Here is a 15134-nt window from a genome sequence, read left to right as displayed (position 1 = left end):
GTGCTATCCTCCGGGCTGGCATGATAACAAATTAAAATGCCCGAACACCTGTAAGGGGTCACTATGGTTCAGCAACAAAAAGGATTAGTGGAAATCCGCGGGATGAGCTTTTCCCGGGGGACCCGAAAAATCTTTGACGATATCTCCCTGACTGTCCCTGAAGGGAAAATCACCGCCATTATGGGGCCGTCAGGTATCGGTAAAACGACATTATTACGTCTTATCGGCGGGCAATTAGCGCCGGATAACGGGGAAATTCTCTTCCGTGAAGATAATATTCCGACGTTATCGCGCAGGAAGCTATACGACGTCCGTAAAAAGATGGGTATGCTATTTCAGTCAGGGGCACTGTTTACAGACCTCACCGTCTATGAAAACGTGGCCTGGCCTTTGCGTGAACATACCCGGTTACCCCCGGAATTATTACACACAACGGTGATGATGAAGCTGGAAGCGGTAGGGCTGCGCGGGGCTGAGCAGCTCACTCCTGCAGAATTATCGGGCGGGATGGCGAGACGTGTTGCGCTGGCACGCGCGATTGCACTGGACCCTGAACTGATCATGTTTGATGAGCCTTTCGTCGGGCAGGACCCCATTACGATGGGAGTACTGGTAAAATTGATCGATGAGCTGAATCATGCACTGGGTCTGACCTGCATTGTGGTTTCTCACGATGTGCCTGAAGTACTGAGTATTGCTGACTATGCTTATATTGTGGCAGGGCAGCATATTATTGCGCAGGGTAGCCCCGAAACATTACGGGAAACGCCTGATCCCCGTGTCCGACAGTTTATCGACGGGCATGCAGATGGTCCGGTACCTTTCCGGTATCCGGCCGGTGATTATCTCACCGATTTGCTAAGCGCCGGGAGGCATTAAACCTATGTTGTTAAAGGCAGTGGCGTCATTAGGACGTTGGGGAATCAATAGCTGTGCATCCTTTGGCCGGGCGGGCCTGATGTTATTTCATGCACTGGCAGGCAAGCCACAGTTTGTAAAACATGGCCGGCTGGTTATCCGGCAGATTTACAGTGTGGGTGTACTTTCTTTGCTGATTATCCTGGTTTCCGGTTTGTTTATCGGCATGGTGCTGGGATTACAGGGATACCTGGTCTTAAAAACCTACGGCGCAGAAACGAGCCTGGGTATGGTGGTTGCGCTCTCTTTATTGCGTGAACTGGGGCCCGTGGTGACGGCATTACTGTTCGCCGGGCGTGCCGGGTCGGCACTCACTGCGGAAGTCGGGCTGATGAAAGCCACAGAGCAGTTATCCAGCATGGAAATGATGGCGGTTGATCCGTTAAGGCGTGTGGTCGCTCCCCGCTTCTGGGCCGGGGTAATTAGCATGCCGTTACTGGCAATAATGTTCACTGCGGTCGGGATCGCCGGAGGAGCCTTGGTCGGGGTGGACTGGAAAGGGATCGATTCAGGTTTCTTCTGGTCAGCCATGCAGGGTGCCGTTGATTTTCGTATGGATATTATTAATTGCGTGGTGAAAAGTATCATCTTCGCCATCGCTGTTTCCTGGATAGCGCTATTCAACGGCTATGACGCTATTCCGACGTCTGAGGGGATCAGTCGGGCAACCACCCGTACGGTTGTTCACTCTTCTCTGGCCATACTTGGGTTAGATTTTGTGCTGACAGCACTGATGTTTGGGAATTAACGCAATGCAAAGTAAAAAAAGTGAAATCTGGGTAGGTATTTTCCTGTTGCTGGCTCTGGTTGCTGCGCTGTTTCTCTGCCTGCGCGTCGCAAATCTGAAATCCCTTGGTGCAGAACCTACATGGAAATTGTATGCGACCTTCGACAATATCGGGGGGCTTAAAGCCGGCTCTCCGGTTGAAATCGGTGGTGTAGTGATCGGCAGAGTCACAAATATCTCTCTGGATGACAGCACGCTTTCACCGAAAGTGACTATGGCGATTGATGATGCCTATGCCGGAAAAATTCCGGATACCAGCTCACTGGCTGTACGTACCCAGGGTCTGTTGGGTGCGCAATTCCTGGCGCTTAACCTGGGGTTCAACGATCCGGATTTGGGATCTGCTATTCTTAAGAATGGCGATACGCTGCGCGATACCAAATCAGCCATGGTGCTTGAAGACCTGATTGGACAGTTCCTGTACAAAAGTGGCAACGGTAGCAGCAGCAAAGATCAAAGTGCATCGTCTGACAGCAATGCTCCATCTACGCCGACGCCAATTCACTAAAAGGAAAGTTTATATGTTAGTCAAACGTTTGTTACTGACCGCTATGCTGGTAGCTCTGCCGGTAGCGGCGGTGAATGCCGCGGAGACCACCACTGCGACCAGTCCGGTGGATCAGAGTAATCCTTATACCCTGATGGATCAGGCGGCGGCGAAAACCTTTACCCGTCTGAAAAATGAACAGGGGAAAATTAAACAGAACCCGGATTACCTGCGCGAAATTGTGCAGCAGGAACTGATGCCCTATGTACAGGTTAAATATGCCGGTGCGCTGGTACTGGGACGTTTCTATAACCAGGCAACGCCTGCACAACGTGATGCGTACTACAAGGCCTTCGGTGATTACCTGGACCAGGCCTACGCCCAGGCACTGGCTCTGTATCACGGACAAACTTACCAGATTGAATCCCCGCAACCGCTGGGGGATGCAAATCTGGTGGCTATTCGTGTCACTATTATCGACCCGAATGGTCGCCCGCCGGTCCGGCTGGACTTCCAGTGGCGTAAGAATACCCGTACCGGTGCATGGCAGGCCTATGACATGGTCGCCGAAGGTATCAGTATGATCACCACAAAACAGAATCAGTGGGGTGACCTGCTGCGTACCCAGGGTATTGATGCGCTGACGGCACAACTGAAACAGTATGCAGCCCAGCCTGTTTCACTGAATCAGCAAAACTGATGAGTGATTTGTTACATTGGCAGCAACAGGATCGGTCGTTGCTGCTCAGTGGCAAACTGGACCACGAAACACTGCTCCCGTTATGGCAGCAGAAAGAACATGTGGTCCGGGGAGTTTCAGAGATTAATGTTTCCGGGCTGAAGCGGGTCGATTCGGCGGGGCTGGCGCTGCTGGTTCATCTGCAAAATATCGCCACCCGCTCAGGTCAGCCGGTAGTATTTCACGGCATCTCTGATAAATTACAGTCACTGATTACCCTGTATAATCTTCAACAGATTATTGTTTCTGCTGAAGAAAGCCGATAGATATCGCGGTGTTGATGAAAAGCCCCTGCCTCCGGCAGGGGCTTTTGTGTATTTAAGATAAAGCTGCTTTCTACTAAGATATGGGCTGATTATGATTAACGGAAGCTGAATGCAATGGAAAATAATGAGATTCAGGCAGTATTAATGCAGGCTTTGTCGCTGGATGAAGTCCATGTCAGCGGTGACGGCAGCCATTTCCAGGTGATCGCCGTCGGTGAACTTTTTGAACCGATGAGCCGGGTGAAAAAGCAGCAGGCTGTGTATGCCCCGTTGATGGAATATATTGCGGATAACCGTATTCATGCGTTATCCATCAAAGCATATACCCCTGCTGAATGGGCCCGTGATCGTAAGCTGAATGGTTTCTGATTCAGGCTGCGTAAGTACAGGCTGGCAGGTCTTGCCTATTATGATTGTTAATTGAGAGCCGTGTGAATGGATAAGTTTCGAGTACAGGGTCCAACCCGTTTAAGTGGTGAAGTTACCATTTCCGGTGCGAAAAATGCCGCATTACCTATTCTTTTTGCCGCATTGCTGGCAGAAGAACCGGTAGAAATAAAAAATGTACCTAAACTGCGTGATATTGATACCACCATGAAGTTGCTGAGCCAGCTTGGGGTAAAAGCAGAACGCAATGGTGCTGTCCATCTGGATGCCAGTGGCGTTAACATTTTTTGCGCTCCGTATGACCTTGTAAAAACAATGCGTGCATCCATCTGGGCATTGGGACCTCTGGTGGCTCGCTTTGGTCAGGGACAGGTCTCTTTACCGGGAGGGTGTGCTATCGGGGCACGGCCGGTAGACCTGCATATCAGCGGCCTGGAGCAACTGGGTGCTGAGATCAAACTGGAAGAAGGCTATGTCAAAGCGTTTGTCGATGGGCGTCTGAAAGGGGCTCATATCGTGATGGATAAAGTCAGCGTGGGTGCGACAGTGACCATCATGAGTGCTGCGACACTGGCAGAAGGTACGACCATCATTGAAAACGCTGCACGTGAGCCGGAAATTGCTGATACAGCGAACTTCCTGAACACCATCGGTGCGAAGATCACCGGTGCCGGCACAGACCGAATTGTGATTGAAGGCGTTGAACGACTGGGCGGTGGTAGCTATGAAGTGGTGCCTGACCGCATCGAGACCGGAACCTTCCTGATTGCAGCAGCGATTTCAGGAGGCAAAGTACTCTGCCATAAAACCCGTCCCGAAACGCTGGATGTCGTACTCGCTAAGCTGCGTGAAGCGGGTGCTGATATCGAAACCGGTGAAGACTGGATAAGCCTGGATATGCACGGACGTCGTCCGAAAGCGGTTAATATTCGTACCGCGCCACATCCCGGCTTCCCGACAGACATGCAGGCACAGTTCACACTGCTGAATCTGGTGGCAGAAGGGACCGGTGTGATCACCGAAACCATTTTCGAAAACCGTTTTATGCACATTCCTGAGCTGATCCGGATGGGAGCTCATGCCGAAATCGAGAGTAATACCGCCATTTGTCACGGTGTGGAAAAACTCTCCGGTGCACAGGTGATGGCGACCGATCTGCGTGCTTCCGCGAGTCTTGTACTGGCAGGGTGTATTGCTGAAGGTGAAACGCTGGTGGATCGTATTTATCATATTGATCGCGGGTACGAGCGCATTGAAGATAAACTTCGTGCATTAGGTGCCAGGATCGAGCGTGTACGCGGTGAAGAAGAGTCTTCACACGCGGAATAACCGCCGGTAATTTGTGAAAAAGGCCTGACGCTTCTGTTCAGGCCTTTTTTATTACGCTTCCGCGGTGCCCGTTTTCCCGGAAAACCGGCATTTGTGGCCGGTCCTGTTAACCGTGAGGGTTACTGATGTCCGGCAGGGTGCATGTCCGGAAGCCTTCTTTGTTATGGCGTACTGTTTGTGGTTGGCGTGGTGGTTTTCCGCTCATTATGAGGCAGGCGTCGCATCAGCTTTTCCCGATCCAGTAGCTCATGAGTCACCGGATGATAGTATCGGCTCGGCCAAATCTCTGCCGGATGGACATCAATGGCGCGGGCGATCAGCCATTCTCCTTTAGGCCATGGGCGTGATAATGCATTGGCCAGGGTAGAAGAACTCAATCCGGCATTTCGTGAGACTTCTGCCAGAGACGTTCCTTTTTTCCTCAATGCGGCAATAATGTCTGCTGTGTGCCAGTCCGTTTTTTGCATATTCATCCTCTCTCCTTTTCAGATGTTGTTGATGCTCTCGAAATATCTATCGCATCTGCTTACACGATAAAATTACACCTCTTTAGGAAATAGGTATATCAAAAACAGTCGTATAATTTTGCAAAAGTAGTCAGAAAAACTGCTGATTTGAAGCATACGTCGCAAAAAATGAGGAAATTTAATGATAAACCACCCATATTTTTTGGAAATATTCCGAAATGAAGGGCCGGAAGTCTCTATGCAGAGGCGTAAAAAAAGCCCGCATGGGGCTTTTTGCTGAACGGTGAGGATGATCGTTCGGGATCACTGACTCAGTCAGGATCCTTTCGCAGGATCAATAGTCGCGCTGAACGGACATATGTGCCAGTGACTCGAGTGCCTGACGCCAGGGAGTCTGTGGCAGAACCTGTAAAGCAGCGATGGCTTTATCCGCTTCAGCTTCAGCACGCTGACGGGTCCATTCCAGTGAACCGCATTGCTGCATCGTTGCCTGAACCTCTTCTAACAGGTGACGGCCATTACCCTGTTCAATGGCCTGGCGGATCATCGCGGACTGTTCGGCATTTCCGTGTTTCATCGCATGTAACAGCGGAAGGGTAGGTTTACCTTCACTCAGGTCATCACCGACATTTTTACCCAGCGCGGCGTTATCAGCGCTGTAATCCAGCAGATCATCAATCAGCTGAAATGCGGTACCGATATAGCGTCCGTAGTCACGCAGGGCTTGTTCCTGCGCATCGGTAGCCTCTGCCAGGATAGCGGACGTCTGAGCAGCCGCTTCAAACAACCGGGCCGTTTTACTGTAGATAACCCGCATATAGCTTTCTTCAGTGATATCCGGATCGTTACAGTTCATCAGCTGCAGCACTTCACCCTCGGAAATGACATTCACCGCTTCAGACATTAATGCGAGGATCCTTAAGGATCCCAGTGAGGTCATCATCTGAAAGGCACGGGTGTAGATAAAATCCCCGACCAGGACACTGGCAGCATTTCCGAAAGCAGCATTGGCGGTGGCTTTGCCACGGCGCATATCGGATTCATCGACCACATCATCGTGAAGCAATGTCGCGGTATGAATAAATTCGATCAGCGCGGCATTAAGAATGTGTTGATCGTTCTGATAGCCCAGTGCCCGCGCAGACAGTACCGCAATCATCGGACGAATACGTTTACCACCACCGCTGACAATGTAGTGACCTAACTGACTGATAAGCGCGACATCGGAGTCAAGCTGGTCAAGAATGGTCTGATTGACGGCCGCCATATCTGCGGAAGTAAGTTCTGTAATTTGTTCTAAGTTCATACGTCTGTTCAGTTTTGACCCGGTTTTAGCCCTTACAGGGCTTTTTAAACAAGAGTGCTCAGATAGCGTAATTGGTCTGTATCTGAATAAATTTCTCTGTCGGCAGTCGTGGCAGTCTCAGGCAGGATGAACACTGTGCCAGTGAACCACTGATGGTACCCATTGTACTTGAAAATCGATTACAGGAAACACCCGGCTGCACCCTGTGTTTTTTTTCTGCAATACAGCGCAAAGTAGGCTTGTCTTCTGTCGGATATTTGCGTAGAATTCGCGCCCTATTGTGAATATTTATAGCGCCGCCTGATTTTATCATAAGGGCTAGCGCAGAAGCGGAGTTTATATGTACGCGGTTTTCCAAAGTGGTGGTAAACAACACCGAGTAAGCGAAGGTCAGACCGTTCGCCTGGAAAAGCTTGACATCGCAACCGGTGAAACTATCGAGTTTGACCAGGTTCTGATGATTGCAAACGGCGAAGAAGTTACCATTGGTGCGCCACTGGTTTCTGGTGGTGTTATCAAAGCTGAAGTCGTTGCTCACGGTCGTGGCGAGAAAATTAAGATTGTTAAGTTTCGTCGTCGTAAACACCACCGTAAGCAGCAGGGTCACCGTCAGTGGTTCACTGATGTGAAGATCACTGGCATCAGCGCTTAATAGGAGATTTGACAAATGGCTCATAAAAAGGCTGGCGGCTCCACACGTAACGGTCGCGATTCCAATGCAAAACGTCTGGGCGTAAAACGTTTCGGCGGTGAAACTGTACTGGCTGGTAGCATCATCGTTCGTCAGCGCGGAACCAAGTTCCACGCAGGCGCTAACGTAGGTTGTGGTCGTGACCACACCCTGTTTGCTACTGCAAACGGTCAGATTAAATTCGAAGTTAAAGGTCCTGACAACCGTAAATACGTAAGCATCGTTGCTGAGTAATTATGGCAAGACCCGGACAGTCTGATGACTGTCTGACACAACGAATTAAAGCCCCGCAGCTTTTGCGGGGCTTTTTACATTCTGCTGTCATACCCGCAGAAATTCCGCGGTTTGCAGCAGAATGCTGTACACTTGACAGATACATACAGAATACTGATATCACTGGTTTGAATACCGGTATTATCCGCCGCCGGTCAGCAGAGTCGACCCTGGCGGGCCCGTCTGGCAGGCTATCGGCCTGACAGGCGCAAGAGTGACGGAGAAGAAAGATGAAGTTTGTTGATGAAGCGACAATCCTGGTCGTTGCCGGTGACGGCGGTAATGGTTGCGTCAGCTTCCGCCGGGAAAAATACATTCCCAAAGGTGGCCCTGATGGCGGTGATGGCGGAGACGGCGGTGACGTCTGGCTGCTGGCCGATGAAAACCTTAACACCCTGATTGATTACCGCTTTGAAAAGGCCTTCCGCGCCGAGCGTGGCCAGAATGGCCAGAGCCGTGACTGTACCGGTAAGCGTGGTAAAGATGTCATCATCAAGGTCCCGGTCGGTACCCGTATTATCGACCAGGATACCGGGGAAACCATGGGCGATATGACCCGTCACGAACAGCGCCTGATGGTGGCTAAAGGTGGCTGGCATGGCCTGGGTAACACCCGCTTCAAATCCTCCGTTAACCGTACACCTCGTCAGAAAACGATGGGGACACCGGGTGAAAAACGTGACCTGCAGCTGGAGCTGATGCTGCTGGCCGATGTCGGGATGCTGGGCTTGCCGAATGCCGGTAAATCGACCTTCATCCGTTCGGTCTCTGCGGCTAAGCCGAAAGTAGCCGATTACCCGTTTACCACCCTGGTACCGAGCCTGGGCGTGGTACGTATGGATCACGAGCAGAGCTTCGTTGTGGCCGATATCCCGGGTCTTATCGAAGGGGCTGCCGATGGTGCCGGATTAGGGATCCGCTTCCTGAAGCACCTGGAGCGTTGCCGCGTGCTGCTGCACCTGATTGATATCGCGCCTATCGATGAGTCCGATCCGGTAGAGAATGCCCGTATCATCCTCGGAGAGCTGGAAAAATACAGCGATAAACTGTACAGCAAACCACGCTGGCTGGTTTTCAATAAAACTGACCTGCTGGATAAGGAAGAGGCAGAAAGCCGCGCTAAAGCGATTGCAGACGCCCTGGGCTGGGACGATAAATATTATCTGATCTCTGCTGCCAGCCGTGACGGTGTGAATGCCCTGTGCTGGGATGTCATGAGCTTCATTAAAGCTAACCCGAAAGAGGCAGAGCTTGAAGAGAAGCAACCCGAGAAAGTGGAATTCATGTGGGATGACTATCACCGTGAAGCCCTGGAAAGCGGCGCGCAGGAAGTTGAAGAAGATGATGAAGACTGGGATGACTGGGACGAAGATGATGATGAAGGGGTAGAGATCATCTATCAGCGTTGATCTTCAACGATCGTCGCCTCTCTCAGGATCATAAAGCCGGGTTATCCCGGCTTTTTTATGTCTGCGGTTTAGCCCTGAACGGAGACTGTGAGTCGGGCGGTACAGCATAACTTTGCCCGATCGTTACGGATCTCTGTCTGCCAGACCTGTAATTGTCCGCCGATATGCAGCGGAAAGCACTTCGCGTGTACCCACCCCTGAGAGACCGCCCGGTGATGGCTGGCGTTGACTTCAATCCCGACCACACTCTGCCCGGCCTGAGTCGCCATGTAGCCAGCGACCGACCCCATGGATTCGGCCAGCACGACAGACGCCCCGCCATGCAGCAACCCGAAGGGCTGACGGGTGCGCTCATCGACCGGCATGCTGGCCTCCAGATGCTGTTCGCCTATCAGAGTAAAGACGATGCCCAAATGGCTGACCAGGTTTCCCTGGCCCAGCGCATTCAGTTCATCCAGCGTACAGACCCGCTTCCAGAGTTCGGCCATACTTCAGCTCCCCAGGGTTGCGCCGCCATCCACCACAATATCCTGCAGGACCACGTGGCTTGCACGGTCAGAGGCCAGGAACAGGATAGTATCGGCAATCTCCTGCGGCTTTGCGATCTTCTTCAGCGGAATACCCAGCTTAAACTGTTCCGGGAAGCCCTCAATCGTCTGCTGCTCTGCCTGTGGTGTTTTCCAGAGGCTGCGTTGCATTTCGGTATCGGTGGAGCCAGGCGAAACGATATTACAGCGAACCCCGTACGGGGCCATTTCCAGACCGACCGTCAGGCACAGGCTGCGTAAAGCCGCTTTCGAGGCGCCGTAAGCCGACATGCCCAGACGCGGCGCATGCGCGGCATTAGAGGCCACGGTGACGATCGCGCCGTGCTTCTGCCGGCGGAAGTGTGGCAGGGTTTGGCTGAACAGATTGAATGCGCCCCCGGCATTTACGTTCAGGCACTGTTGCCAGTCTTCAAAGCTCAGTTCATCGGTGGCACCGATACGCAGAATACCGGCGGCATTGACCAGCACATCCAGTTGCGGTTGACGGGAGAGCAACTGCTGGCAGACGTCTTTGACCTGAACGGGATCAGCGACATTCAGTAGCTGGCAGTGAAACGGGTACTCCTGCTCACCAAACTTAATATCAAACGCAGTGACAATGGCGCCCGCCTGATGAAAAGCTAATGCCGTATGATAGCCGATACCCTGGCCTGCGCCGGTCACCCACACATGTTTAGCGTGAAAGTCCTGCTGAACGGTCATTGTGTTTTTCCCTGTGACAGAAGTGCCCACCAGCCATCAATAGAGGCATTTTTGGCGAGGGCAACAAAATCAATCGCCGGGACGGCCTGACGCCAGCGGCCAGCCAGCGCCATCATCCGCACGGAGTCCAGCCCGTAGTCGATCAGGTTTTCATCATCTTCCGGAATATCATCATCTTCCAGCAGTGGTAACACCAACATGCGTAACGCCGCTTTACTTTCCGGCAGGATCAGCAAATCTTCACAGCGGACAACTTTACCGCAACGGCCGGCGGTATATTTCAGTGCCATCATGTGTTCTTCGCGGGTGAAATCTGCCAGCGCATCGGCCACCATAAAGGGCTTAATATCGCGCATAAAGGCATCCGTGGCCGTGGTCAGGCAACCGATGTGGGCATACACCCCGGTAATAATCAGCTGGTCACGCCCCATGTCATGTAACTGCTGCTCCAGCGGTGAACGCTGAAATGCACTATAACGCCATTTGGTCAGCACAATGTCATCGGCCTCCGGCGTTAATCCGTCAACCACCCGCTGCTGCTCCGGATGGCGGTTTAATCCGGGCCCCCACATATCGTTCAGCAGTGCACGATCTTTCTCGCTCTGCTCTGCAGGCTGCGCAGTATAAAACACCGGGATCCCCAATGCTTTGCATTGCGTCCGCAGACGGGCGATATTCCCGATCACTTCCCTGACCAGAGCACTGTCCTCCTCCCAAAAACGGAGAAAGTAATTTTGCATATCATGGATAAGCAGGGCGGCTCGCCCGGGTTCAAAGGCCCATTTCACCTTATTATCAGGAAGTTCATCTGCTGTCGGCAGGCGATAAGATTCAGGTTTAGGGATACTCATAAGGACTCCATTTGCCGGGTCTGAACCGGACTACTTTTGTTGTTCTGTCAGCCATTGACGTAAGGCTTTTTTATCGACTTTACCCACCGGGGTCAAAGGCAGGCTCTCCTGCTGAATGACCCGGTCAGGTAACTTAAATTCGGCGATACCTTGTTCACGTAAGTGGCGGCGAAGATGGGCAGGTTTAACGGGCTGGCTGGCCACGATAAACGCACAACTTTTTTCGCCCATCAGTTCATCATCCATCGAAACCAGTGCTGCATGGATAATGTCCGGATGGCGTTGCAGCAGGTTTTCTATCTCTTCTGCGGCAATTTTTTCTCCGCCACGGTTTATCTGATCTTTCTCGCGGCCCTCAACCCTGATATTCCCCTCAGCGGTGATCGAGATAAGATCCCCGGAGGCGTAGAACCCCTCTTCATCAAAGCAGGTAGCATTATGGGAGGGGTTACGATAATACCCGCGGAACGTATAGGGACCGCGGGTCATCAGGCGGCCGGTAGTTCCCGCAGGGACGGGCCGGTGATGCTCATCAACCACGCGGATTTCATCATCTTCAGAGATGGGGCGTCCCTGAGTGGTGGTGATCACCTCTATCGGGTCATCCGGGCGTGTGTAGTTCACCAGGCCTTCGGCCATGCCGAACACCTGCTGTAACTGACAGCCAATTTCTGAGAGCACCCGTCTGGCCAGCGACTCACTCAGTCGTGCCCCGCCGACCTGCAGTAAAGTCAGGGACGAGAGCTCGCGGGCGTGCCCGTTTTCTTTTATGGCTTGCAGCCACAGACTGACCGCCGGCGGTACCAGCGCGGTGACGGTGATCCGGTGGCGAGCTATCAGCGGGAAACAGAGCGTCGCACTCGGATCCCGCGCCATAACGACCTGCCCCCCGGTATAGAACACCCCCAGGCAACCCGGCGAACTCATCGGGTAATTGTGAGCAATGGGCAATGCACAAAGGTAGCGGGTCTGCCGGGTAAAGCCGCAGATATCCACGCTACCGCGAATGCTGTAGTAATAGTCGTTATGTGTTCTGGGGATCAGCTTCGGCGTGCCGGTGCTGCCGCCGGAAAGCTGGAAAAAAGCCACCTCATCGGCCGCCGACGGGGTGGGTGTAAAACCGGCCGCTGGTGTGTTGTACAAGCCGGAAAGACTGAGATCAGCCGGAGTCGCGTTATGCATGACCACGGTCCTGAGTGACGGGATTTGCGCTGAAAATGCCTGCAGAAACTGGTCATCGGTAAACAGATTATGCTGACGGTCGGCAATAAACAGGACCGGCTCTGTCTGGCTGGCGTAAGAAAGCAATTCGCTTTTCTGATGGCTGAACAGCGCATTGACCGGGGCGACACCGAGCTTCAGTAAGGCGAAGAACACCAGATAAAATTCGGTGCCGTTACCCAGTTGTACCAGTGCCGTGTCGCCCTGTTGCAGACCACGTTGTTGCAGTTGTGCGGCCAGTTGATCACTGAGGGTATCCAGTTGCTGATAGGTCAGCGTTCTTTCTCCGTCAAGGATAGCGATGGCCGGATTATCTTTCTGCCGCCCGCAGATATCACTGAGGGGCTTATCTATCCAATAGCCTTTACGACGATAGCGTTCTGCCAGCGCGTCCGGCCAGCGGGTATAAGGGAGCGTCATACAGTTACCTTTCTGTTCTTTCAAGGCCGAAAGCCCGCAGCATCGTATTCAGTTTGATGCCGGTTTCCCGCCATTCGGAATACGGGTCGGAGGCAGGAATGATCCCTGCGCCGGCGAACAGGGTGACCGTTTTCTCTTTCACCGTGGCACAGCGGATGGTCACTACCCATTCGCCATTACCCTGGTCGTCACACCAGCCCACCATGCCGCCGAACAGTTTCCGGTTAAACGGCTCCAGCGTTCTTATCAGATCCAGTGCCTGCCGGTGAGGGTAGCCACTCAGCGCCGGTGTCGGATGGAGCAGGGCCGCCAGCGATAAGGCTGACGTGTCAGTGTGTTGTAAAGTGCCCCGGATATCGGTCGCCAGATGCCAGAGTGTGGATGTCGTCAGCAGATGCGGTACGTCCGGCACCGAGAGCGTTTTACTGACCGGCTGCAGTGTCCTGCGCATATCATCCGTGACCAGCTGGTGTTCCCGGCGATCCTTTTCCGAGTTCATCAAATCCCGGCCCCGCAACGTATCTTCTGCCGGATCCGCTGAGCGTCCGGCAGACCCGGCTAACGGACAGGAATAAAAATTCGCCCCCTCTTTTCTGAGTAATAACTCAGGGCTGGCGCCCAGCAGGGTGGCTCCGCAGGATAACGGAAGGTGGAAGTGATAGTTATCCGGGTTCTGTCGCACAATCTGTGACATCAGTCCGGTCATATCGATAGCGTCACGACTGCAAATTTCCTGCAGGCGGGATAGCACAACTTTATCGGCCTCACCGCGCTCCATCGCTTCAATGGCTTGTGACACCATCGCCATAAACGCCGGTTGTTCCGGGATCAGGCGGGAGCCCGTGACCTCTCCGCCGGCAAAGTCCGGAGACGTTTTCGCCGCCCTTACCAGGTGATCGCGGTCAATAAACCGGTAGCTTTCAGGAATAAAGAGTTCTGAAGGTTGACAGGGATCAAAAGGGATCGCTCCGGCAATGACAGGATGCCGGATACCGGCAAGACGGGCTTCCCGCAAGGCTGCTTCTGCCTGCACCGAAAACCGCGCGCCTGGTGTGCCATCTTCAGTTAACGGGGATGTCAAACGTCGGAAACAGCCATCGGTTAACAGGCTTTTCCAGCGGGAGGTAAACAGGAAACGGTCTGACAGAGAAGGAAAATCATACACGGAGGGATTTTCAAACTGTTCCATTTCTACCATAATCTAATCCTGGAATGATAAGATAATTAATAATGATTATCATTTGTATTATTCGTGTAAACTAACCGGATCCCCGGAATGTGTCAATGGGATCGTCATTTGCAGAGGAAAATCCGCGCGCTATGCGACAGTTCATTTCCGGCAGGGCCATAAAAAGCACCTTAAAATCACAGCCGCAGGTTTACATTCTGCGGGCTGCGTTACTCCTGTTATTTATCGTTTTTCGTGCTGACGCCAGCGACGGGTGGCCACGGCAGATCCACAGTGAAACAGGTACCGTGACACTTCAGCAGCCTCCGCAGCGGATAGTCTCTACCAGTGTGACGCTGACCGGAGCCCTGCTGGCGATAGATGCACCGGTTGTCGGCAGTGGTGCCGGTGCTCCGGGAGGACGCTTTACGGATGCGGAAGGTTTTTTACGCCAATGGGGGGATATCGCCCGGCAGCGGCAGGTGAAACGACTCTATATCGGGGAGCCTAACGCCGAGAGCATTGCCGGCATGATGCCGGACCTCATTGTGGTCAGTGCGACGGGGAATGACAGTGCTATCCGTCTGGTGAGCCAGTTACAGGCGATCGCGCCGGTCCTGGTGGTCAATTATGACGATAAAAGCTGGCAACAGGTGATGACATTGCTCGGACGCGCTACCGGACATGAAGCGCTGGCCGGAAAGCGGGTTGCGGAGTTTGACCAGCGGGTTGCCGGCTTAAAACCACAGCTGAAGTTACCGCCGCAACCGGTCTCTGCCATGATCTGGAACGGCGGCGGCCGCGAAGTGAATCTCTGGACCGCGGCGTCTGCTCAGGGTGAACTGTTGCAGGCTCTGGGGTTTACGCTGGCGACGCCGCCGGCTCAGGTGAAAGGCAATATCAGTATGGGGCACCGTAAAGACATTATTCAGCTGTCAGGTGAAAATGTTGCCCGCGGGCTGAACGGGAAAAGCTGGCTGCTCTTTGCCGCCGCCGGAAACACCGTACCGGACGTCCTCAGCGATCGTTTTCTGTCGCAGTCGGATGCGGTACTGAATAAACAGGTTTATGCCCTGGGCAATGATAATTTCCGGCTGGATTACTACAGCGCCAGTCACCTGCTGGATACACTGCAGAAGTTATTTACTCACTGAGTTCTCCGGGA

The 15134-nt window shown here is 53.0% G+C and carries 18 protein-coding genes; 11 read left to right on the top strand and 7 right to left on the bottom strand.

All coding sequences use genetic code 11. From position 1 onward, the window contains the following. The first annotated feature begins 63 nt into the window (after positions 1 to 63). From mlaF to murA, 7 genes are all read left to right on the top strand, one after another. A complete protein-coding gene (gene mlaF / locus GTPT_RS01180) occupies positions 64 to 879 on the top strand; it encodes a phospholipid ABC transporter ATP-binding protein MlaF (RefSeq protein WP_025903830.1) in 816 nt (271 codons plus the stop codon). Positions 880 to 883: 4 nt separating this feature from the next. Next, a complete protein-coding gene (gene mlaE / locus GTPT_RS01175; protein ID WP_025903831.1) occupies positions 884 to 1666 on the top strand; it encodes a lipid asymmetry maintenance ABC transporter permease subunit MlaE in 783 nt (260 codons plus the stop codon). 4 nt (positions 1667 to 1670) lie between these two features. Continuing rightward, complete coding sequence (gene mlaD, locus GTPT_RS01170) at positions 1671 to 2213, top strand: outer membrane lipid asymmetry maintenance protein MlaD (RefSeq protein WP_029989668.1); 543 nt, start codon at positions 1671 to 1673, stop codon at positions 2211 to 2213. A gap of 13 nt (positions 2214 to 2226) precedes the next feature. Continuing rightward, positions 2227 to 2892 (top strand): phospholipid-binding protein MlaC, encoded by a 666-nt coding sequence (mlaC, locus tag GTPT_RS01165; protein WP_025903833.1) that lies wholly within the window; start codon positions 2227 to 2229, stop codon positions 2890 to 2892. Then, a complete protein-coding gene (gene mlaB, locus GTPT_RS01160; RefSeq protein WP_025903834.1) occupies positions 2892 to 3197 on the top strand; it encodes a lipid asymmetry maintenance protein MlaB in 306 nt (101 codons plus the stop codon). The genes mlaC and mlaB overlap by 1 nt, the downstream gene beginning before the upstream one ends. Before the next feature lie 114 nt (positions 3198 to 3311). Further along, the gene (gene ibaG / locus GTPT_RS01155; RefSeq protein ID WP_025903835.1) at positions 3312 to 3566 is read left to right on the top strand and encodes a BolA family iron metabolism protein IbaG; all 255 of its coding nucleotides are present in this window, start codon (positions 3312 to 3314) and stop codon (positions 3564 to 3566) included. A 66-nt stretch (positions 3567 to 3632) separates the two neighbouring features. After that, positions 3633 to 4913 (top strand): UDP-N-acetylglucosamine 1-carboxyvinyltransferase, encoded by a 1281-nt coding sequence (gene murA / locus GTPT_RS01150; RefSeq protein WP_025903836.1) that lies wholly within the window; start codon positions 3633 to 3635, stop codon positions 4911 to 4913. A 161-nt stretch (positions 4914 to 5074) separates the two neighbouring features. On the opposite strand, the gene GTPT_RS01145 is transcribed toward murA, so the two are convergent. Beyond that, a complete protein-coding gene (locus GTPT_RS01145; protein WP_025903837.1) occupies positions 5075 to 5386 on the bottom strand; it encodes a helix-turn-helix domain-containing protein in 312 nt (103 codons plus the stop codon). Positions 5387 to 5714: 328 nt separating this feature from the next. Next, positions 5715 to 6686, bottom strand: coding sequence for an octaprenyl diphosphate synthase (gene ispB, locus GTPT_RS01140; protein ID WP_029989716.1), 972 nt, complete (start codon positions 6684 to 6686; stop codon positions 5715 to 5717). Between the two features lie 340 nt (positions 6687 to 7026). Here ispB and rplU point away from each other — a divergent pair, with 340 nt between their 5' ends. The 3 genes from rplU to cgtA all read left to right on the top strand — a co-directional run bounded on the left by rplU (position 7027) and on the right by cgtA (position 9059). Beyond that, entirely contained in the window at positions 7027 to 7338 is a 312-nt protein-coding gene (gene rplU, locus GTPT_RS01135; protein WP_025903839.1) for a 50S ribosomal protein L21, read from the top strand. Between the two features lie 15 nt (positions 7339 to 7353). Next, positions 7354 to 7611, top strand: a complete 258-nt coding sequence (rpmA, locus tag GTPT_RS01130; RefSeq protein WP_025903840.1) for a 50S ribosomal protein L27 — start codon at positions 7354 to 7356, stop codon at positions 7609 to 7611. A 269-nt stretch (positions 7612 to 7880) separates the two neighbouring features. Next, the gene (gene cgtA, locus GTPT_RS01120; protein WP_025903842.1) at positions 7881 to 9059 is read left to right on the top strand and encodes an Obg family GTPase CgtA; all 1179 of its coding nucleotides are present in this window, start codon (positions 7881 to 7883) and stop codon (positions 9057 to 9059) included. Positions 9060 to 9127: 68 nt separating this feature from the next. Here the strand turns inward: cgtA and GTPT_RS01115 are convergent, their stop codons facing one another. Genes GTPT_RS01115 through GTPT_RS01095 form a run of 5 tightly spaced genes read right to left on the bottom strand, consistent with a single transcriptional unit; the run spans position 9128 to position 13999 of the window. Next, on the bottom strand, positions 9128 to 9547 hold the full coding sequence (locus GTPT_RS01115) for a hotdog fold thioesterase (protein ID WP_029989717.1): 420 nt from the start codon (positions 9545 to 9547) through the stop codon (positions 9128 to 9130). Positions 9548 to 9550: 3 nt separating this feature from the next. Continuing rightward, positions 9551 to 10309 carry a 2,3-dihydro-2,3-dihydroxybenzoate dehydrogenase gene (dhbA, locus tag GTPT_RS01110; protein ID WP_025903844.1) on the bottom strand — a complete coding sequence of 253 codons (759 nt, stop codon included), beginning with the start codon at positions 10307 to 10309 and terminating at the stop codon, positions 9551 to 9553. Continuing rightward, positions 10306 to 11160, bottom strand: coding sequence for an isochorismatase family protein (locus tag GTPT_RS01105; protein WP_025903845.1), 855 nt, complete (start codon positions 11158 to 11160; stop codon positions 10306 to 10308). The genes dhbA and GTPT_RS01105 overlap by 4 nt, the downstream gene beginning before the upstream one ends. A gap of 30 nt (positions 11161 to 11190) precedes the next feature. Beyond that, positions 11191 to 12801: a (2,3-dihydroxybenzoyl)adenylate synthase gene (locus tag GTPT_RS01100; RefSeq protein ID WP_029989718.1), complete on the bottom strand. Its 1611-nt coding sequence runs from the start codon at positions 12799 to 12801 to the stop codon at positions 11191 to 11193. A gap of 4 nt (positions 12802 to 12805) precedes the next feature. Then, positions 12806 to 13999 (bottom strand): isochorismate synthase, encoded by a 1194-nt coding sequence (locus GTPT_RS01095; RefSeq protein ID WP_025903847.1) that lies wholly within the window; start codon positions 13997 to 13999, stop codon positions 12806 to 12808. 86 nt (positions 14000 to 14085) lie between these two features. Here GTPT_RS01095 and fepB point away from each other — a divergent pair, with 86 nt between their 5' ends. Beyond that, positions 14086 to 15123: a Fe2+-enterobactin ABC transporter substrate-binding protein gene (fepB, locus tag GTPT_RS01090; RefSeq protein ID WP_025903848.1), complete on the top strand. Its 1038-nt coding sequence runs from the start codon at positions 14086 to 14088 to the stop codon at positions 15121 to 15123. The last annotated feature ends 11 nt before the right edge of the window (positions 15124 to 15134 follow it).

This window comes from Tatumella ptyseos ATCC 33301 (assembly GCF_000735525.1).
GTDB lineage: Bacteria > Pseudomonadota > Gammaproteobacteria > Enterobacterales > Enterobacteriaceae > Tatumella > Tatumella ptyseos.
The sequence above is the reverse complement of the archived record's forward strand: the minus strand, read 5'-3'. Positions and strand labels throughout refer to the sequence as shown.